Genomic DNA, 18,175 nt, shown 5'->3' with positions numbered 1-18,175 from the left:
CCCGATGCCTCGCCCGACCGTCGTAGTCACGCGACCCGCCGGGCAGTCCCGGCAACTGACCGAGGCCTTGCATGCCGCCGGTCTCGATGTGCTCGGCTTCCCGCTGCTGGCAATCGGCCCGGCCGCCGACGATACGCCGCTGCGCGCAGCGCTGGCCCGCCTGACCGACTATGCGCTGGTGGTGTTCGTCAGCCCGAACGCGGTGTCGTTCGCGCTGGACGCGCTGGCGCAGGTGCAGAACACCGCCGGCCAGGCGCAATGGCCGTCTGACGTTCCCGTGGCCGTGGTAGGCCCGTCGAGCGTTGCGGCGCTGGCCGAACGCGGCATCGCACCGCCGACCCATCGCGTGATTGCCCCCGCTGGCGCGCAGGGCGAGGCCGATACCACTGCTGACGCCCCGCGTTTCGACTCCGAGGCCCTCTGGACCGAACTCGACACCACGCCCGGCGCGTTCGCGGGCCGCAGCGTGCTGATCATCCGTGGCAACGGCGGCCGCGACTGGCTGGCCGACCGCCTGCGCGAAGCCGGCGCCACCGTGGACGCCGTGGAAGCCTACAGCCGCACGCTGCCCGAGCCGACCGGCATGCAGTGGCAGGCCGTGCGCGACAGCCTGAAGCCCGATGCGCCGCTGTACGCCTGGCTGCTGACCAGTTCAGAAGCCGTCCGCAACCTCGATGCCCTGGCGCGCCTGCACCTGTCGCCCCAGGAACACGAACGCCTGAAGCAGATGCAGTGCATTGCGCCGCATGCGAGAATTGCGGCGCAGGCCCAGTCGCTGGGTTTTGCGCACGTGCTGCCCGCCGCGCCCGGCGATGCCGGACTGCTGGCCGCATGTACGCAATGGGGCAATGCCCACGCTGGCCCGTCGGCGCCCGAGCCCGTGGCGCCGGTGCCCGCACCCGCCCCGGTCGAACCGGTGTCGGTGCCTGCGCCCGCACCGGCAGCCTCAGAATCAACAGGGTCCGAAGGACCCACGAAAACGAAGGTCGAACGCGTGACGCCAGAGACTACGTCCCCCTCGTCTAGCCATGCCGCACCGTCCGGTGCTGCCGGCACGTCTTTTACTGCGCATCCGCCCGCCGGACACGCCGCCGCCCGCCGCGGCATGGCGGCCTGGTGGGTGGTCGCTGTCGTCCTGGTCCTGGCCATTGCTGGCGGCTTTTTCTGGCTGCAGATGCGCGTGGAACACCTGACGCAGGAGCTTGCGCGGCGCCAGCAGAGCAATGACGCGCTGGTGCAGGAAACGCGTGTGCTTTCGAAGAATGCGCAGGATACGGTCAAGGAACTGCAAGCCAAGGTCGGCGCACTTGACGGCCAGGTGGTGGAAGCCCGCGACAAGCAGGCCGCGCTGGAACAGGTCTACCAGGACCTGATGCGCAACCGCGACGACTGGGAAATCGCCGAGATCCAGCAGCTGCTGACCAACGCCGGCCAGCAACTGCAGCTGACGGGCAACGTGCAGGTGGCGCTGGCGGCGCTGCAGAGCGCCGACGCGCGCCTGGCCCGCGCGGACAAGCCGCAGTACAACCAGCTGCGCCGCGCCATTGCCCGCGACATCGCGCGCATGAAGGCGGTGCCCGATACGGACCTGACCGGTGCGGCGATCAAGCTCGATGAATCGATCAACCAGATCGATGCGCTGCCGCTGCTGTCGGGCGAACGCATGCTCGACCGCGTACCGGGCGAGAACGAGAAGCCTGCCAGGGCCGATGCCAAGGGTGCTTCGGCCCCGGCTGCCACGGGCAACGTCCTGACGCGCACCTGGGACTACGTACTGGCCGAACTGGGCCAGGTCATCCGCGTGCGCAAGGTGGATGACACCAATGCGCTGCTGTTGTCGGGCGACCAGGGCTGGTTCCTGCGCGAGAACGTCAAGCTGCGGCTGCTCAATGCGCGGCTGGCGCTGCTGTCGCGTAACGAACCGGTCTTCCGCAACGACCTGGCCGCTGCCCAGGCGATGATCGGCCGCTATTTCGATACCCGCTCGCGCCGCGTGCAGGGCGTGCTGACGCTGCTCAAGCAGTCGCAGGCCAGCGCGGTGAGCGTGTCGCTGCCGACCATGGCCGAGAGCCTTGGCGCGCTGCGCGCCCTGAAGAAGGAGTAGCCGCATGCGACTGCTTTTCTGGGTGGCCGTACTGTTTGGCGGCGCGGTGGGGTTGGCGCTGTTCACGCAGTTCAATCAGAGCAACGTGGTGCTGTTCTATCCGCCGTACCGCGTGGAGATGTCGCTGAACCTGACGCTGGCGCTGCTGCTGCTGGTGTTCTTCGTGGTCTGGACTGTCATGACGACGATGCGGCATCTGTCGGAAATGCCGCGCCGGGCCGCCGCGTACCGCGAGCGCAGCCGCATGAGCAAGGCCCAGGCCGCGCTGCGCGAGTCGATCGAGAACCTGTTTGCCGGCCGTTTTGCCCGCGCCGAACGCGCCGCCAAGGAAGCCCAGTCGTGGCCGGAGCAGGCGCAGACGGCCGCGCTGGTGGGCGCGCGGGCGGCGCACCGGATGCAGGAATCGGAACGTCGTGACGCATGGATGTCGCAGGTCACCGATCCCGAACGCGAGCAGGCCCGCCTGGTGTCGATGGCCGAACTGCTGGTGGATGCCCGCGACCCAGAGGGGGCGCTGGAAACCATCGCCCAGCTGCAGGAAAAGGGCGGACGCCAGATCCACGTGCAGCGGATTGCGCTGCGTGCGCACCAGCACCTGAAGAACTGGACCGAGGTGCTGCGCCTGGCGCGTTCGCTGGAAAAGCGCAACGCGCTGCACCCGGTGCTGGCGCTGCGGCTCAAGCAGATGGCCGTGGAAGCCATGCTCGAGGAACGCCGCCATGACGCGGAGTCGCTCTATCACTTCTGGCGCTCGCTGTCGGCCGACGAGCGGCATGCGGTGCGCATCGCCGAGCAGGCCGCACGCTATTTCTCGGCGCTGAACCGCCAGAACGAGGCCCGCCGGATCGTCGAGGAAGCCCTAAAGGTCAATTGGGACAGCCGGCTGGTGCAGCGCTACGCCGATTGCGCGGAGCCGGGCAAGGCGCTGCCGCAGATCCAGCAGGCCGAAAAATGGCTGGTCGACCATCCGAACGATGCCGACCTGTACTACACGCTGGGCGTGCTCTGCCTGGGCGAGCAACTGTGGGGCAAGGCGCAGTCGAACTTCGAACGCGCGCTGCGCTACGCCGACCGCGACGCGCAGCGGCGCATCTGCGTACGCGCCCACCTGGCCCTGGCCCGGCTGTTCGAGGAAACCGAGCGTCCTGAGGAAGCCCAGAAGCACTATCGCGAAAGTGCGATGCTGGCGGCTTAGGGTTTGTCGTCCGGCAGCCCCGTGTGTACCGCACCCCGCACGTTGATCTTGCGGAATATGGTGCTATTTGCACATCGCTATATCAATGCAACGGCTTGCTGCGCTGTAGAAATGCGAGCCTGCTTTCTTGTTACGATTGATAGATTCGGGCGCCGATTCCTCGCTTAAAATACTGCCTTCGCCAGAAACAGCACATTCGAGATGGGAATTATCCTGGCCAGCACTTTTCTGTTGGTAGCAATCCTGCTGCTAGCCATATCTAGGTTATTCCAACAACCGAAGGTCTTTCTGCTGTCTCCAGTGATGGTTTTTGCCACCGTGTGGGCAATCAGCAGCCTAATTTACCTGTCAGGTGACGATTTCATCAGGGATGACACGTTCGGCGTGATGCTGGGTTTCTACCTGGCCTTTGTCATCCCGGGACTCTGGATCATGATCTCACGGTCGTGGACACCAATGACGCTGGAGCCGGTACAGCTTGGCAAGCGCACCATCAAGGGGCTTCCACGAGCGCTGCTTTGCATGCAGATCCTGGCGGCCGTCGCCGCGGTTTCCTATCTGCTTAGTGCGATGGTCTTTGCAGGCATGAGCTTTGACAGCATGCCGAATATGTCAGCGTTACGCGGGGTCTTGGCGACGCAAAAATACGAGGTGCCTCTGCCATTCCGGCTGCTGAGCCAACTTCGCTACGTCAATTATTTCGCGCCCGTCGTAATGCTGATGATTTCGCGTGACGGCTACGCATCCCGAAGCGCGGTCGCGCTTTCGATCTTCCTGGCATGCCTGTATCCGCTCTGCTTTCTCGAGCGATCCGGGCTTTTGCGAATCCTGATTCTGACGCTGTTCGGATACCTGCTCGTAACCGACGTCAAGGTCACCAAGTTGCTGCGCCTTGGGGCATTCCTGTCGCTATTGGTCGCCTTCTTCGCGGTTGCGGTCCCAATATTCCGGGGCCAGGGAGACGAGGGGGGCGGTAATCTCTATAACTACGTCTCAGGCGCCTGGTCCGGTTTTGATAATTTTGTCTCCGGTGCGGGAACTGGCTCGGTTGTCGTGCTCGAAGACCAGGAAGTATTCGTGAAGGCAGGTGGATACGACTTCGAGCACTCGGAATCGCCGCCGCTGGTGAATACCATGACCGAGGCCTATCGGCTCTGCAATGCCATTGGCGCCTGCGAGGTGAAGTTGGCCAACTTCGGGGAGTATATCTACGACCCGATCTACACGAACATTTATACCGCTGCACGGTCCTTTTATCAGGACTTCGGCCCACTTGGCATGATCCCTGCCGTGGCTGTCGTCTCGATGCTGTTTACCTTTCTGTATTTGGGGGCGGTGCGCAATCCGGGTGCTATCTGGGTCTATACGGCAGGCTATGTTGCTTATACCTGTGCGATGTCGATACTCTCGGACACATTCCTGCTGCGTGATCTGGTCTTTCCGATGGTATTCATGTACCTGCTGGCATGGGTTTTCGGTGGCAGAGAATTGTTGATTGGCCGTGGTTTCTGGCGGTCGGCACTGCCAGAAACCAAAAGCCCCGTGCCAGACCAGGGCAAAGCCGTGAGCATCAATCACTAGGGGCTGGTGTCGTTGTCTGGTATCCCGGCTGCGGATTCCGAACGTCGAGGATCGCGCGCCGTGTGCCACGGCGTCAGTCTTTGTGCCCCTTCACCGCCCCATACCGCTCCAGCGCCTCCATCCGTGCCACCTTGTGCTGGACGATCGGCTGCGGATAGTTGTCTCCCAACGTCACCCCTGCTGCGGCCAGCACGTCGTCCGGCGCTGTCCATGGTGCGTGGATGTATTTGTCGGGCAGGTTCGCCAGCACCGGCAGGTATTTGCGGATAAAGCGGCCCTGTGGATCGAATTTTTCCGACTGGGTGACCGGGTTGAATATGCGGAAGTAGGGCTGCGCGTCGCAGCCGGTTGAGGCTGCCCATTGCCAGCCCCCGTTGTTCGCCGAGAAATCGAAATCGTTGAGCTGGTCGGCGAAGTATTGTTCGCCACGGCGCCAGTCCACGCCAAGGTCCTTGATCAGGAAGCTGGCCGTGACCATGCGCAGCCGGTTGTGCATGTAGCCGCTCTGGCTGATCTGCAGCATGGCGGCGTCCACCAGCGGGTAGCCGGTGCGGGCCTGGCACCAGGCGTCGAAATACTCGTCGCCGGTGTGGATGTCGACCCAGCGGATGGCGTCGTATTCCGGATGGTAGGACTTGCCCTCGGCCAGGCGCGGGTGGTGGTGCAGGATCATGAAATAGAAATCCCGCCAGATCAGCTCGGACAGCCAGACGGCGGCGCCCGCAGCGGCAGGCCCACCACGCTGCGCGGCATCGTGCGCGGCACGTGCGAGCTTGCGGATCGAGATCGTGCCGAAACGCAGGTGTACCGACAGGTAGCTGGGGCCACGCAGCGCCGGGAAGTCGCGACGATGTCCGTATTCGCCCATGCGGCCCTGGAACTCGTGGAATAACGATTCGGCACCGTCCATGCCTGTCGGCATGGCAATTTCCTTGAGGTTGCTGGGCGCAAAGCCCAGCGATTCCAGCGTCGGCAGCGCCTTCCGGTGTGCGGCCGGCACCGGGGCCAGCGCCTTCCGGTATTTGTCGACAGGGTAGGGCCGCAGGTCGAACGGTCGCACCGCCTTCAGCCACGCGTTCTTGTATGGCGTGAACACGCTGAAAGGGTGGTCCTGGCCGGTCAGGATCTCGTTCGCCTCGAAGATTACCTGGTCCTTGAACGTGAACAGTTCACGCCCATCTGCCGCCAGCGCCTGGCGCACCGTGACGTCGCGGTCGTTGGCGATCGGTTCGTAGTCGTGGTTGGTGAACACTGCCTCGGCGTCGAGTTCGGCCGCCAGGCGCGGGATTGCCTTGCGCGCCTGCTCGTCGAGCACGATCAGGCCGCTGCCGGCATCGGTCAGCGCCTGCCGCAGCGGATCGAGCGATTTCAGGATGAATTCGATGCGCCGGTCGGCCTTGAGCCCGCGCTTGAGCAGCGGATCGAGGATTTCGCGGTCGAAGACGAACACGCACCATACCTGCCGGCAGTGCTTGAGGGCATAATGCAGCGCCGCGTGGTCGTCCATGCGCAGGTCGCGCCGGAACCAGACCAGGCCGCGTGCGAATTCCCGGTCAATCCGGTAAGGCAGACGTTCGCCCGGTGCGGGCGCAGGGGAAGGTGATCTCGGCATCGCCATAACCTAACATAGCCTCCAGATACTTCCGTACCGTTTACAAGCAGTTTTCAGATCACTCATGGCCATTACACTCGACCGTATCCTGCAATCCCAAGGCTTCGGCACCCGCCGCTATTGTGGCGACCTGGTGGAGGCCGGGCTGGTCGAGGTCAACGGCGAACTGTGCGAAGACCCGGGTGCACGCTTCGAGGTTGACGGTCTGCGCCTGACCGTCGATGGCGAGGAATGGCTGGCCTGCACCAAGGCGTACCTGATGCTGAACAAGCCCGCCGGCTACGAATGCTCGCAGCGGCCGCGCCATCATCCCAGTGTCTACAACCTGCTGCCGGTGCCGTTGCGCCAGCGCGAGGTGCAGGCCGTGGGGCGGCTCGACCACGACACCACGGGCCTGCTGCTGCTGACCGACGACGGCCAGTTCATCCACGCCCAGACGTCGCCGAAGAAGCAGGTACCCAAGGTGTACGAGGTGACCACGTTCGATCCGGTGACGCCGGAACAGGTGGAAGCCCTGCGCGCTGGCGTGCAACTGGACGACGAACCGGCCCCGATTGCCGCGCATGCCTGCGAGGCCACCGGCGAGCGCAGCCTGCGGTTGTCGCTGCTGCAGGGCAAGTATCACCAGGTCAAGCGCATGGTGGCCGCCACCGGCAACCATGTGACGGCACTGCATCGCAGCGCTATCGGCGGCTTGCGGCTGGACCCGGCGCTGGCGCTGGGCGAATGGCGCTGGCTGACGCCCGAAGACATGGTGGCGCTGAAGTCGTCGGGCGACTGAGCCCCGGCGGGCAGGCGCCGCAAAGTGCGCTTGCGGGCAGAAGTTTTCCACAGCAGCCGGGGTCCGATTTGGTAGAATGCAAGCCATGGCGACGCCCGAAGCTTCTATCAATCTCACCAATCAGTTCCTGATTGCCATGCCCGGCATGGCCGATCCGACGTTTTCGGGTTCCGTTGTCTACCTCTGCGAGCATAACGAGCGTGGTGCGCTTGGCCTGGTGATCAACCGGCCGATCGACATCGACATGGCCACGCTGTTCGACAAGATCGATCTCAAGCTCGAAATCCAGCCTGTTGCCCACCAGCCGGTGTATTTTGGCGGCCCGGTGCAGACCGAACGCGGCTTTGTGCTGCACGACCCGGTTGGCATCTATGTGTCGTCGCTGGCGGTGCCCGGCGGGCTGGAAATGACCACTTCCAAGGACGTGCTCGAAGCCGTGGCCAACGGCAGCGGCCCGCACCGGTTCCTGCTGACGCTCGGTTACGCGGGCTGGGGTGCCGGGCAGCTGGAGGACGAGCTGAGCCGCAACGGCTGGCTGACCGTCCAGGCCGATCCCGAAATCATTTTCAGCGTGCCGCCCGAAGAACGCTTCGCGGCTGCCGTGCGCCTGCTTGGCATCGACGTGACGATGTTGTCGGGCGAGGCCGGGCATGCCTGAGCAGGCGGGGCGCGAGACGCCCCGCGACGGCACGGTGCTCGCCTTCGACTATGGCGAGAAAAAAATCGGCGTGGCGCTTGGGAATTTCATCACCCGGCAAGCCAGCGCGCTCACCATACTCCCGAACGTGACGGTCGAGGCCCGCTTTGCCGCGGTTGGCGCCCTGATTCAGGAATGGTCGCCAGTGCGGCTCGTGGTCGGCATGCCGGTCAATCCCGATGCCGGCCCCGACGACGAGGAACAGGCTTCGGTGCGACTTGCGCGTCGCTTTGGCAACCAGCTGAACGGACGCTACAACCTGCCCGTGGATTGGGTGGACGAGCGCTATTCATCGCGCGCCGCCTCGATGGCCGGGGCCAAACGTGGTGCGCTGGACGCCGAGGCCGCACGGATCATCCTGCAACAGTATTTCGACGAAATCCCGCTATGACCCAGACCTCCACACCCGACGCCGAGGCGCTATACCACGCGCTACGCGACCAGGCCCAGGCCCTGATGCCATCCGGCGACCGCGCACGCTGGTCCGTGGCGGGCATCCATTCCGGCGGTGCCTGGATTGCCGAACGGCTGGCGGCGGACCTGAAGCTGGGCGAGCACGGCGTGATCAATGTGGCTTTCCATCGCGACGACTACGCCAAGAAGGGCCTGCACAGTCAGGCCCAGCCCACCACGCTGCCGTTTTCCGTGGAAGATCGAAACGTGCTGCTGATCGACGATGTGCTGGCCACGGGCCGCACGATCCGCGCCGCTGTGAACGAACTGTTCGACTACGGCCGGCCGGCGCGTGTGGCGCTGGCCGTGCTGGCCGACCGCGGCGGCCGCGAACTGCCGTTTGCCGCCGACTATGCTGCCGCGACCGTCGAGCTGCCCCAGGACAAGACGCTGGTGCTGTCGCGCCAGGGCGAAGGCGCCGCGACGCGCTTTGCCTTCGCAACCGAAGCGCGTACCTGAGTGTCAACCCGAGACGCCGCCAGAACGTCAAGCACCGAAGCCGTACCCAGACTGAATCCGCCAGACCGAACCCGCGCCCGACCCACCTGCCCATGACCAAGATGTTCCGCAACCCGCAGCTCACCCGGAACGGCGAGCTCAAGCACCTGTTGTCGATCGAGGGGCTGTCGCGTGACATGATCACGCACATCCTCGACACCGCCAGCCAGTTCGTTTCGCTGTCCGATTCCGACCGCGATGTGAAGAAGGTGCCGCTGCTGCGCGGCAAGAGCGTGTTCAACCTGTTCTTCGAGAACTCCACGCGGACACGCACCACGTTCGAGATTGCCGCCAAGCGTCTGTCGGCGGACGTGCTGAACCTCAATATCAATGCGTCGTCGACCAGCAAGGGCGAGTCGCTGCTGGACACCATCAACAACCTGTCGGCGATGTCGGCCGACATGTTCGTGGTGCGCCATGCCAGTTCGGGCGCGCCGTACCTGATCGCCGAACACGTGGCGCCGCACGTCCACGTGATCAATGCCGGCGACGGCCGCCATGCGCACCCGACGCAGGGCCTGCTGGACATGTACACGATCCGGCATTTCAAGAAAGACTTCACGAACCTGACGGTGGCCATCGTCGGCGACATCCTGCACTCGCGCGTGGCCCGTTCCGACATCCACGCGCTGACCACGCTGGGCGTGCCCGAAGTGCGCGCCATCGGCCCGCGCACGCTGCTGCCGTCGGGGCTGGAGCAGATGGGCGTGCGCGTCTTCCACAACATGGAAGAAGGCCTGAAGGGCGTAGACGTGGTGATCATGCTGCGCCTGCAGAACGAGCGGATGAGCGGCGCGCTGCTGCCGTCTGCGCAGGAATACTTCAAGGCCTACGGCCTGACGCCGGAGCGCATGGCGCTGGCCAAGCCGGATGCCATTGTGATGCACCCGGGCCCGATGAACCGCGGCGTGGAGATCGACTCCGCCGTGGCCGACGGCCCGCAATCGGTGATCCTGAACCAGGTGACCTTCGGCATCGCGGTACGAATGGCCGTCATGGGCATCGTGGCTGGAAATAACGACTAAGAGTCACTATCAAAATGATTCTGGCGTCGTTGCGCGACCTTGCCGTACCACTTGTACTGTCTGCGGCCGCGCGCCTAGCCAGAACCGCTTCGCTTCCTTTTGATAGCGCCTCCCAAGGCGGCAAACCAAAAACCGAATAGACGCCAGCGAACTAGACATGAAGATTCAAATCCAGGGTGGCCGCCTGATCGATCCGGCCGCGAACGTCGACGCCGAACAGGACCTGTATATCGCCGCCGGCAAGATCGTCGGCGTGGGCCAGGCGCCTGCCGATTTCAACGCCAACAAGACCATCGACGCCAGGGGGCTGATCGTCTGCCCGGGCCTGGTGGACCTGTCCGCGCGCCTGCGCGAGCCGGGCTACGAATACAAGGCGACGCTCGAATCCGAGGTGGCCGCAGCCACTGCCGGCGGCGTGACCAGCCTGGTCTGCCCGCCCGACACGGACCCCGTGCTCGATGAACCGGGCCTGGTCGAGATGCTCAAGTTCCGTGCGCGCCGGCTGAACCAGACCCACGTCTATCCGCTGGGTGCGCTGACAGTGGGCCTGAAGGGCAAGGCGTTGACCGAAATGGGTCAATTGACCGAAGCCGGCTGCGTCGGTTTCAGCCAGGCCGAGATGCCAATCGAGGACACCAAGGTCCTGCAGCGCGCGATGCAATACGCGCAGACGTTCGGCTTTACGCTGTGGCTGCGCCCCGAGGACCCGTTTCTGGGTGGCGGCGTGGCGGCCAGTGGCGCCGTGGCGTCGCGGCTGGGCCTGTCGGGCGTGTCGGTGATCGCCGAAACGGTGCGTCTGCATACCATCTTCGAGTTGATGCGTGCCACGGGCGCGCGCGTTCACCTGTGCCGCCTGTCTTCGGCGGCTGGGCTGGAACTGGTTCGCCAGGCCCGCAAGGAAGGCCTGGCGGTGACCTGCGACGTGAACATCCACCATGTGTCGCTGACCGACATGGACATCGGCTTCTTCAACAGCCAGATGCGCTTTACGCCGCCGCTGCGCAGCGGGCGCGACCGCGATGCCATCGTGGCGGCGCTGGCCGATGGCACGATCGATGCGTTGTGTTCCGACCACACTCCGGTGGATGACGACGAGAAGCTGCTGCCGTTTGCCGAAGCCACGCCGGGCGCCACCGGCCTGGAACTACTGCTGCCGCTGACGCTGCGCTGGGCGGCCGAACACAACGTGCCGCTGGTGAAGGCGCTGGCCCGCATCACGAGCGATCCGGCTCGCGTGATTGGCCTGCATGCCGGGTCGCTGACTGCTGGCAATGCCGCCGACATCTGCGTATTCGATCCGAAGCAGATGTGGAAAGTGGAGCGTTCGGCACTGAAGAGCCAGGGCAAGAACTCGCCATGGCTCGGCTACGAGATGGAAGGGCGTGTGCGCATGACGCTGGTCGACGGCCAGGTCGTGTACGAGCAGCGCTGACCGGCGGCTCGCCTTCCGGAGTTTGAAGATGATCTGGTTACGCAAGCTGCGGCTGGGCTTTCATCTGCTGCGCGGGATGTTGTTTTGCGCAACGGTCTTCCCGTGGGCGAGCGCTCATCTGCGTGAACGCCTGATCCGCGCCTGGTCGCGCAAGCTACTGGCCATCTGCGGCATCGAGGTGGAAGTGCAGGGTTTGGCGCCCGGCGAAGCTGCGCCGCGCGGGGCAATGCTGGTGTCGAACCACATTTCGTGGCTGGACATTTATGTGATCCACAGCTGGCAACCGGTGCGTTTCGTCGCCAAATCGGAAATCCGCAACTGGCCGTTGATCGGGTGGCTGTGCGACAAGACCGGCACCATCTTCATCGAACGCGCCAGCAAGCGCGACGCACACCGGGTGCTGCACCACATCGCCGACGTCATGCGGCAGGGCGATCTGGTGTGCGTGTTCCCCGAAGGCACGACGACCGATGGCAGCAAGGTGCTGCCGTTCCACGCCAACCTGATGCAGGCGCCTCTGGTGGGCGGATTGCCCGTCCAGCCGGTGGGCCTGAGCTATCTGGACGCGGCCACCGGTCAACCGACGCTGGCGCCCGCGTATATCGACGACATCACGCTGGTGGAATGCCTGAATGCCGTCCTGAAGTCGCCGCCGATCAAGGTACGGCTGACGCTGGGGCCGCAGTTGTTGGCCAGGGAGGCGAGCAGGAGGGAGCTGGCAGAGGCCGCGCGGGAGGTGGTGGTGCATTTGGTGGAGGGTACCCCCGACGCCGCTGCCAATGTGGCTGACAGGTTGCATCAGTCCCTGTCGGCGGCGCCCCAACCCGCGACTGCCACGTCCTGACCGTCTAGTCGTCCCCGCTCGCGCGGGGATTTTCGTTTTCAGGCCAGCGGATCAGAATACTGCGGGCAATCGACCTGGATAACCGTTCGCGCGTCCGGATCGCGCGCCAGCCTGGCAGCGGTTAGCTTGCCGCCCCAGACGCAGCCGGTATCGAGCGCCATCAGATCCGGGCGCATGACGAGGCCGAGCGTCGACCAGTGTCCGCACACCACGGTGACATCCCCGGCAGTACGCCGACCCGGGACATCGAACCAGGGCATCACGCCGGCGGGGGCCTTGCCAAGCCCTTCCTTGGTTTTCAGGTCCATGACGCCGTCCCTGGAGCAAAAACGCAGGCGGGTGAGCGCGTTGACGACCACCCGGTGACGCTCGATGCCGCGCAGGCTGTTGTCCCAACGGTCAGCAGCGTTACCGAAGATATCCGCAAGGAAGCCCTGCCAGTTCGGGCCCTGCAGTTCGGCTTCGACTTCCTGCGCCAGGTCGATGACCTGGCTCGCCGTCCACTGGGGCAGGACGCCAGCGTGGACGATGAGGAAGCCATCTTCGGCGATAGCCAGCGGCTGGTGGCGAAGCCATGTGAGTAAATCATCACAATCAGGCGCCTTGAGGATGTCGTCGAGCGTGTCTGACTTTCCCTTCTTGCGGACGCCGGCGGCTACCGCGAGCAGGTGGATGTCGTGGTTGCCGAGGACGGTTTTGGCACGCGGCGCCAGGGCTTTCACGGTCCGCAGGGTTTCGAGCGAGGCGGGCCCGCGGTTGACCAGGTCGCCGACGAACCGCAGGGTGGCGTCCGCGGGCAACTGCGCAAGCAGTTCATGGAGGGAGGGGGCGCAGCCCTGAAGGTCGCCGATGGCGAATACGTTGTCAGACGGAGTTTGATTCACACGCATTAAGAATTGCCGCAAATATCAGGAAGGCCAGAAAAGTGCCAGAACAGGCATTCTTATATCGGCACATAATCGATTTGGCGATTCGTTACAAGACGCTACAAAAAGTTGGGTACCACCCCAAGGATGGGCGGTGGGGTCAGATAGAATAGCGCCACTTCCACGAGGACTTAAAAAAGCCGCTATCCCCCACTGGATCAGGCGGACACCCGACTATTGTCGGGCACTCGAAACATATCGATAAGCAGGGAGCAAAAGTTTGTCGCACATTCTTGTCACAGGTGGGGCCGGGTTCATCGGGGCAAATTTTGTCCTGGACTGGCTTGTCCAGCCGGGTGCCGACAGCATTGTCAACGTCGACAAGCTGACGTACGCCGGAAACCTGAAAACGCTGGCCTCGCTGGAGGGTGACAACCGTCACGTCTTCTCGCGGACTGATATTTGCGACCGTGCGGCGCTGGACGGACTGCTCGATCAGTACAAGCCGCGTGCAGTGGTCCATTTCGCCGCGGAAAGTCATGTTGATCGGTCAATTCACGGCCCGGCGGAGTTCATCCAGACCAATATCGTCGGCACTTTCACGCTGCTGGAGGCCGTGCGCGCCTATTGGAGCACGCTCGACGACAGCGCCAAGGCCGCTTTTCGCTTCCTGCACGTTTCCACCGACGAAGTGTTCGGTTCGCTGGGCCCCACCGACGCGCAGTTTTCCGAAACCACTGCGTACGCGCCGAATAGTCCTTATTCGGCATCGAAAGCCGCGTCGGACCATCTTGTGCGCGCCTATCACCACACTTACGGCTTGCCGGTGGTGACGACCAACTGCTCGAACAACTACGGCCCATATCACTTTCCCGAGAAGCTGATCCCGCTGATGATCACCAATGCCCTGACGGGCAAGGCGCTGCCAGTCTACGGTGATGGCCAGAACGTGCGCGACTGGCTCTACGTGCGCGACCATTGCAGCGCGATCCGCGAAGTGCTGGCGCGTGGCCGGCTGGGCGAGACGTACAACGTGGGCGGCTGGAACGAGAAGACCAACCTCGATGTCGTGCATACGCTGTGCGATCTGCTTGACGAACTGAAGCCCAGGGCGGCGGGTTCGTATCGCGACCAGATCTCGTTTGTGAAGGACAGGCCCGGCCATGACCGCCGGTACGCCATCGACGCACGCAAACTGGAGCAGGAACTCGGCTGGAAACCGGCCGAAACGTTTGAGACCGGGCTTCGCAAGACCGTGCAGTGGTACCTCGATCACCAGGCATGGGTGCAGGACGTGGTTTCGGGGGATTACCGGAACTGGGTGGCGAAACAATATGCAGCGTAAGCCGACTACCGCTCCCACCATTCTTGTAACAGGAAGCAACGGTCAGGTCGGATTCGAACTGCGCCGCAGCCTGGCACCCCTGGGTCAAGTCGTGGCGCTCGACCGGGCTGGCTGCGATCTGTCGGAGGTCGAGGGCGTGCGCCGCGTGGTGCGTGACCTTCGCCCGGCCGTCATTGTGAATGCGGGCGCCTATACGGCGGTTGACAAGGCCGAGACCGAATCCGATCTGGCTTTCGCGGTGAATGGCGCGGCGGCCGGCGCGCTCGCCGAGGAGGCGCGTGCGCTGGGCAGCCTGCTTGTCCACTACTCAACGGACTACGTCTTCGACGGCACTGGTCAAGGCGCCTATGTCGAGACCGATGCCGTCAATCCGCAATCTGTCTACGGCAAGAGCAAGCTTGCCGGCGAACAGGCTGTCGCAGCGTCGGGCGCACAGGCGCTGGTGCTGCGCACTTGCTGGGTGGCCGGGGCACATGGCGGCAATTTCGCCAAGACGATGCTGCGTCTGGCTGGCGAGCGCGACAGCCTGCGCGTGATTGCAGACCAGTTTGGCGCGCCTACCACGGCGGCGCTGATTGCCGACGTCACGGCTCAGATCGTGGCCCGCCATTGGCTGTCAGGGGCGCGCGAATCGTTCCCGTCTGGCGTCTATCATCTGGCGGCAGCCGGGGAGACGAGCTGGCACGGTTATGCGGTGGAGGTCCTACGCTATGCCCGCACGCTGGGTGTCGCGTTGAAGGCCGGCCCGGACGACGTCGAAGCCATTCCGGCGACGGCCTACCCGCTGCCAGCGCCGCGTCCCGCGAATTCGCGACTCGATACGACGCTTCTGCGCGAAACGTTCGGCATTCACCTTCCGTCCTGGGAGCAGGGTATTCACCACCTGCTCGACCAGATCCTCCTGTAACGGACATCAATATGCGTAAAGGCATCATCCTGGCCGGCGGTTCCGGCACGCGGCTCTATCCGATTACCCGATCGGTCTCGAAGCAGCTTCTGCCGGTGTACGACAAGCCGATGATCTACTACCCCCTGTCGACGCTGATGCTGGCAGGGATTCGGGACATCCTCATCATTTCGACGCCGGAGGATACCCCGCGTTTCGCCGAAATGCTCGGTGATGGCAGCAGCTGGGGTATCAATCTGCAATACGCCGTGCAGCCGTCGCCCGATGGCCTGGCGCAGGCGTTCATTATCGGTCGCGATTTTGTTGGCAACGATCCGTCGACGCTGATCCTTGGCGACAACATTTTCTTCGGGCATGACCTTGTTCGCCAGCTCGAGCGCTCCGCTGCCCAGCAGGACAGCGCTACGGTCTTCGCCTATCACGTACACGACCCCGAACGTTACGGCGTGGTGGAGTTTGACGAGAAGTTCCGCGCCGTATCGCTGGAGGAGAAGCCCGCCAAACCGCGTTCTCATTATGCGGTGACCGGTCTGTATTTCTACGATAACCAGGTCTGTGATATTGCCGCCGATATCAAGCCTTCGGCGCGTGGCGAGCTGGAGATCACAGACGTCAACAAGCGTTATCTGGAGATGGGTCAGCTCGAAGTCGAGATCATGGGGCGCGGGTATGCCTGGCTCGACACCGGCACGCACGATTCACTGCTGGAGGCGGCCAGCTTCATTGCAACCCTCCAGAAGCGGCAGGGTCTGATGGTGGCCTGCCCGGAAGAAATTGCGTTCCGAAGCAAATGGATCAGCGCCGAACAGGTGGAGGCGCTAGCCAGGCCGTTGCTGAAGAACGGCTACGGCCAGTATTTGCAGCACATTGTTTCGGAGGCGATCAAGTGAGCCTGAACGTCATCCGTACCGCTATTCCGGAGGTACTGGTCATCGAGCCGAAGGTATTCGGCGATGCCCGGGGTTTCTTCCTGGAGAGCTTCAACCAGAAGGCGTTTGCCGAGGCAACGGGCCTCGACGTCAACTTCGTCCAGGACAACCACAGCCGAAGTGGCAAGGGCGTGCTGCGTGGCCTGCATTACCAACTGCAGCAAGCCCAGGGCAAGCTGGTGCGGGTTGTGCGCGGCAAGGTATTCGATGTGGCTGTTGACGTCCGTCAACATTCCAGTACTTTCGGCCAATGGGTCGGGGTTGAACTCAGCGAAGACAATCATCGTCAATTCTGGGTACCCCCGGGTTTCGCCCATGGTTTCCTGGTGATGTCGGATTCCGCGGATTTTCTGTACAAGACCACCGATTACTACGCACCTCAGCATGAGCGGTGCATCGCCTGGAACGATCCGCAGATCGGCATCGAATGGCCGGATCTGGGCATGGCGCCGATGTTATCGGCAAAGGACCAGGCAGGCTCCAGTCTTTCCGGGGCGGAACTATTCGCCTGACACAGTCCGGGCGCGCGCCTTGTGCAGTCGGGCGCGTGGTCTCCAACTGTATTACGTATCTTCTTCGCGTATGAACCTGAACCAAGCAAAAATCGCTGTCATCGGCCTGGGCTATGTGGGGTTGCCTCTTGCGGTCGAATTTGGCAAGTGCCGCCCGGTAATCGGCTTCGATATCAATCCGGCCCGCATTGCCGAACTTGAATCTGGCCAGGACGGCACGCTGGAGGTTAGCCCCGAGGAACTGGCCGAAGCCGGGCAGTTGCAGTTTACGGACAAGATCGACGATTTGCGCGAGTGCGGTGTGTTCATCGTGACCGTGCCGACCCCGGTCGACAAGGCCAATCGTCCCGACATGACGCCGTTGATCAAGGCCAGCGAAACCGTTGGCCGGGTCATGCCGCAGGGTGCCGTGGTGATCTATGAATCGACCGTGTACCCGGGCGCCACGGAAGAGGTGTGTGTTCCGGTGCTGGAGAAATTCAGCGGCAAGACGTTCAACACTGATTTCTTCTGTGGCTACAGCCCCGAACGGATCAATCCGGGCGACAAGGAGCACCGCCTGCCGACGATCCGCAAGGTGACCAGCGGCAGCACGCCGGATGTGGCGGACGCCGTGGACGGCATCTATGCGCAGATCATTACGGCAGGCACGCACAAGGCCAGCAGCATCAAGGTGGCGGAAGCGGCGAAGGTCATCGAGAACACGCAGCGTGACGTCAATATCGCGCTGATGAACGAGCTCAGCCTCATCTTCCACCGTCTGGGCATCGATACGCTCGAAGTTCTGGAAGCCGCCGGCACCAAATGGAATTTCCTGCCGTTCCGGCCAGGCCTGGTGGGCGGCCACTGCATCGGCGTCGATCCGTACTACCTGACCCACAAGGCCCAGGAAGTGGGATATCACCCTGAAGTTATCCTGGCCGGACGCCGGATCAACGACAACATGGCGAGCCACGTTGCCGATGAGACCGTCAAGCTCATGCTTCGCAAGAACCTGCCGGTGCTGGGCAGCAAGATCCTGGTGCTGGGTATCACGTTCAAGGAAAACTGCCCGGACGTGCGCAACACCAAGGTGGTGGATATCGTGACCACGCTGCGCGGCTACAACGCGCAGGTGGACGTCTATGACCCGTGGATCAACCTGGCGGATGCCGAACACGAGTACGGCCTGCAGTGCCTGCCCGAGATGCCTGCAAAGGGCACCTACGCGGCCATCGTGCTGGCGGTTGGACATCGCGAATTCGTGGCGATGGGCGAGCAGGGCATCAAGGCGTTGGGCGTTCCGGATGTGGTGCTGTTTGATGTCAAGGGCATTCTTCCCTACGGCTCGGCTGACGGACGGCTGTAAGCAGGTCCAATCAGCGTCAGCACACCGAACTGTGAATATTGAGATG

Annotated in this window: 17 protein-coding genes; 15 read left to right on the top strand and 2 right to left on the bottom strand. The window is 63.5% G+C overall.

Going from position 1 to position 18,175, the window contains the following annotated elements:
* Nucleotides 1-4: 4 nt before the first annotated feature.
* The 3 genes from hemDX (at nucleotide 5) to ACOABP_RS05225 (ending at nucleotide 4,880) form a co-directional block, all read left to right on the top strand.
* Nucleotides 5-2,104: a fused uroporphyrinogen-III synthase HemD/membrane protein HemX gene (gene hemDX / locus ACOABP_RS05235; RefSeq protein WP_474227263.1), complete on the top strand. Its 2,100-nt coding sequence runs from the start codon at nucleotides 5-7 to the stop codon at nucleotides 2,102-2,104.
* A gap of 4 nt (nucleotides 2,105-2,108) precedes the next feature.
* On the top strand, nucleotides 2,109-3,299 hold the full coding sequence (locus ACOABP_RS05230; RefSeq protein WP_474227262.1) for a heme biosynthesis HemY N-terminal domain-containing protein: 1,191 nt from the start codon (nucleotides 2,109-2,111) through the stop codon (nucleotides 3,297-3,299).
* A 201-nt stretch (nucleotides 3,300-3,500) separates the two neighbouring features.
* Nucleotides 3,501-4,880 carry an O-antigen polymerase gene (locus ACOABP_RS05225; RefSeq protein ID WP_474227261.1) on the top strand — a complete coding sequence of 460 codons (1,380 nt, stop codon included), beginning with the start codon at nucleotides 3,501-3,503 and terminating at the stop codon, nucleotides 4,878-4,880.
* A gap of 73 nt (nucleotides 4,881-4,953) precedes the next feature.
* Here ACOABP_RS05225 and ACOABP_RS05220 read toward each other — a convergent pair whose 3' ends face one another.
* The gene (locus ACOABP_RS05220; protein ID WP_474227260.1) at nucleotides 4,954-6,498 is read right to left on the bottom strand and encodes a cryptochrome/photolyase family protein; all 1,545 of its coding nucleotides are present in this window, start codon (nucleotides 6,496-6,498) and stop codon (nucleotides 4,954-4,956) included.
* A gap of 58 nt (nucleotides 6,499-6,556) precedes the next feature.
* Between ACOABP_RS05220 and ACOABP_RS05215 the strand changes: the two genes are divergently transcribed.
* The 7 genes from ACOABP_RS05215 (at nucleotide 6,557) to ACOABP_RS05185 (ending at nucleotide 12,222) form a co-directional block, all read left to right on the top strand.
* Complete coding sequence (locus ACOABP_RS05215) at nucleotides 6,557-7,273, top strand: pseudouridine synthase (protein WP_474227259.1); 717 nt, start codon at nucleotides 6,557-6,559, stop codon at nucleotides 7,271-7,273.
* Nucleotides 7,274-7,358: 85 nt separating this feature from the next.
* Nucleotides 7,359-7,931: a YqgE/AlgH family protein gene (locus ACOABP_RS05210; protein ID WP_066731890.1), complete on the top strand. Its 573-nt coding sequence runs from the start codon at nucleotides 7,359-7,361 to the stop codon at nucleotides 7,929-7,931.
* Entirely contained in the window at nucleotides 7,924-8,361 is a 438-nt protein-coding gene (gene ruvX / locus ACOABP_RS05205; protein ID WP_066731837.1) for a Holliday junction resolvase RuvX, read from the top strand. The genes ACOABP_RS05210 and ruvX overlap by 8 nt, the downstream gene beginning before the upstream one ends.
* Nucleotides 8,358-8,882, top strand: a complete 525-nt coding sequence (pyrR, locus tag ACOABP_RS05200; RefSeq protein WP_474227258.1) for a bifunctional pyr operon transcriptional regulator/uracil phosphoribosyltransferase PyrR — start codon at nucleotides 8,358-8,360, stop codon at nucleotides 8,880-8,882. Before ruvX ends, pyrR begins: the two co-directional genes overlap by 4 nt.
* Before the next feature lie 92 nt (nucleotides 8,883-8,974).
* The gene (locus ACOABP_RS05195; RefSeq protein WP_066731832.1) at nucleotides 8,975-9,946 is read left to right on the top strand and encodes an aspartate carbamoyltransferase catalytic subunit; all 972 of its coding nucleotides are present in this window, start codon (nucleotides 8,975-8,977) and stop codon (nucleotides 9,944-9,946) included.
* 157 nt (nucleotides 9,947-10,103) lie between these two features.
* Nucleotides 10,104-11,378, top strand: a complete 1,275-nt coding sequence (locus ACOABP_RS05190) for a dihydroorotase (RefSeq protein ID WP_474227257.1) — start codon at nucleotides 10,104-10,106, stop codon at nucleotides 11,376-11,378.
* A gap of 28 nt (nucleotides 11,379-11,406) precedes the next feature.
* Nucleotides 11,407-12,222 carry a lysophospholipid acyltransferase family protein gene (locus ACOABP_RS05185; protein WP_474227256.1) on the top strand — a complete coding sequence of 272 codons (816 nt, stop codon included), beginning with the start codon at nucleotides 11,407-11,409 and terminating at the stop codon, nucleotides 12,220-12,222.
* A gap of 38 nt (nucleotides 12,223-12,260) precedes the next feature.
* Here ACOABP_RS05185 and ACOABP_RS05180 read toward each other — a convergent pair whose 3' ends face one another.
* The gene (locus ACOABP_RS05180) at nucleotides 12,261-13,112 is read right to left on the bottom strand and encodes a symmetrical bis(5'-nucleosyl)-tetraphosphatase (protein WP_474227255.1); all 852 of its coding nucleotides are present in this window, start codon (nucleotides 13,110-13,112) and stop codon (nucleotides 12,261-12,263) included.
* Between the two features lie 256 nt (nucleotides 13,113-13,368).
* On the opposite strand from ACOABP_RS05180, the gene rfbB reads away from it, so the two are divergent.
* The 5 genes from rfbB to tviB all read left to right on the top strand — a co-directional run bounded on the left by rfbB (nucleotide 13,369) and on the right by tviB (nucleotide 18,129).
* Entirely contained in the window at nucleotides 13,369-14,433 is a 1,065-nt protein-coding gene (gene rfbB / locus ACOABP_RS05175) for a dTDP-glucose 4,6-dehydratase (RefSeq protein ID WP_474227254.1), read from the top strand.
* Nucleotides 14,423-15,340: a dTDP-4-dehydrorhamnose reductase gene (gene rfbD / locus ACOABP_RS05170; protein WP_474227253.1), complete on the top strand. Its 918-nt coding sequence runs from the start codon at nucleotides 14,423-14,425 to the stop codon at nucleotides 15,338-15,340. The genes rfbB and rfbD overlap by 11 nt, the downstream gene beginning before the upstream one ends.
* Before the next feature lie 11 nt (nucleotides 15,341-15,351).
* The gene (gene rfbA / locus ACOABP_RS05165) at nucleotides 15,352-16,230 is read left to right on the top strand and encodes a glucose-1-phosphate thymidylyltransferase RfbA (protein WP_474227252.1); all 879 of its coding nucleotides are present in this window, start codon (nucleotides 15,352-15,354) and stop codon (nucleotides 16,228-16,230) included.
* A complete protein-coding gene (gene rfbC / locus ACOABP_RS05160; protein WP_474227251.1) occupies nucleotides 16,227-16,781 on the top strand; it encodes a dTDP-4-dehydrorhamnose 3,5-epimerase in 555 nt (184 codons plus the stop codon). Before rfbA ends, rfbC begins: the two co-directional genes overlap by 4 nt.
* A 70-nt stretch (nucleotides 16,782-16,851) precedes the next feature.
* A complete protein-coding gene (gene tviB, locus ACOABP_RS05155) occupies nucleotides 16,852-18,129 on the top strand; it encodes a Vi polysaccharide biosynthesis UDP-N-acetylglucosamine C-6 dehydrogenase TviB (RefSeq protein ID WP_474227250.1) in 1,278 nt (425 codons plus the stop codon).
* Nucleotides 18,130-18,175: the final 46 nt, after the last annotated feature.

This window comes from Cupriavidus sp. HE11 (assembly GCF_056097175.1).
The sequence above is the reverse complement of the archived record's forward strand: the minus strand, read 5'-3'. Positions and strand labels throughout refer to the sequence as shown.

What these genes read in the sequence shown, in the direction of transcription:
- ACOABP_RS05225 (WP_474227261.1), top strand. Translation starts at nt 3,501, where the DNA reads ATGGGAATTATCCTGGCCAGCACTTTTCTGTTGGTAGCAATCCTGCTG.
- ACOABP_RS05210 (WP_066731890.1), top strand. Translation starts at nt 7,359, where the DNA reads ATGGCGACGCCCGAAGCTTCTATCAATCTCACCAATCAGTTCCTGATT.
- ACOABP_RS05185 (WP_474227256.1), top strand. Translation starts at nt 11,407, where the DNA reads ATGATCTGGTTACGCAAGCTGCGGCTGGGCTTTCATCTGCTGCGCGGG.
- ACOABP_RS05190 (WP_474227257.1), top strand. Translation starts at nt 10,104, where the DNA reads ATGAAGATTCAAATCCAGGGTGGCCGCCTGATCGATCCGGCCGCGAAC.
- ACOABP_RS05230 (WP_474227262.1), top strand. Translation starts at nt 2,109, where the DNA reads ATGCGACTGCTTTTCTGGGTGGCCGTACTGTTTGGCGGCGCGGTGGGG.
- rfbD (WP_474227253.1), top strand. Translation starts at nt 14,423, where the DNA reads ATGCAGCGTAAGCCGACTACCGCTCCCACCATTCTTGTAACAGGAAGC.
- ACOABP_RS05195 (WP_066731832.1), top strand. Translation starts at nt 8,975, where the DNA reads ATGACCAAGATGTTCCGCAACCCGCAGCTCACCCGGAACGGCGAGCTC.
- ACOABP_RS05180 (WP_474227255.1), bottom strand. Translation starts at nt 13,112, where the DNA reads ATGCGTGTGAATCAAACTCCGTCTGACAACGTATTCGCCATCGGCGAC.
- tviB (WP_474227250.1), top strand. Translation starts at nt 16,852, where the DNA reads ATGAACCTGAACCAAGCAAAAATCGCTGTCATCGGCCTGGGCTATGTG.
- ruvX (WP_066731837.1), top strand. Translation starts at nt 7,924, where the DNA reads ATGCCTGAGCAGGCGGGGCGCGAGACGCCCCGCGACGGCACGGTGCTC.
- hemDX (WP_474227263.1), top strand. Translation starts at nt 5, where the DNA reads ATGCCTCGCCCGACCGTCGTAGTCACGCGACCCGCCGGGCAGTCCCGG.
- ACOABP_RS05215 (WP_474227259.1), top strand. Translation starts at nt 6,557, where the DNA reads ATGGCCATTACACTCGACCGTATCCTGCAATCCCAAGGCTTCGGCACC.
- pyrR (WP_474227258.1), top strand. Translation starts at nt 8,358, where the DNA reads ATGACCCAGACCTCCACACCCGACGCCGAGGCGCTATACCACGCGCTA.
- rfbA (WP_474227252.1), top strand. Translation starts at nt 15,352, where the DNA reads ATGCGTAAAGGCATCATCCTGGCCGGCGGTTCCGGCACGCGGCTCTAT.
- ACOABP_RS05220 (WP_474227260.1), bottom strand. Translation starts at nt 6,498, where the DNA reads ATGGCGATGCCGAGATCACCTTCCCCTGCGCCCGCACCGGGCGAACGT.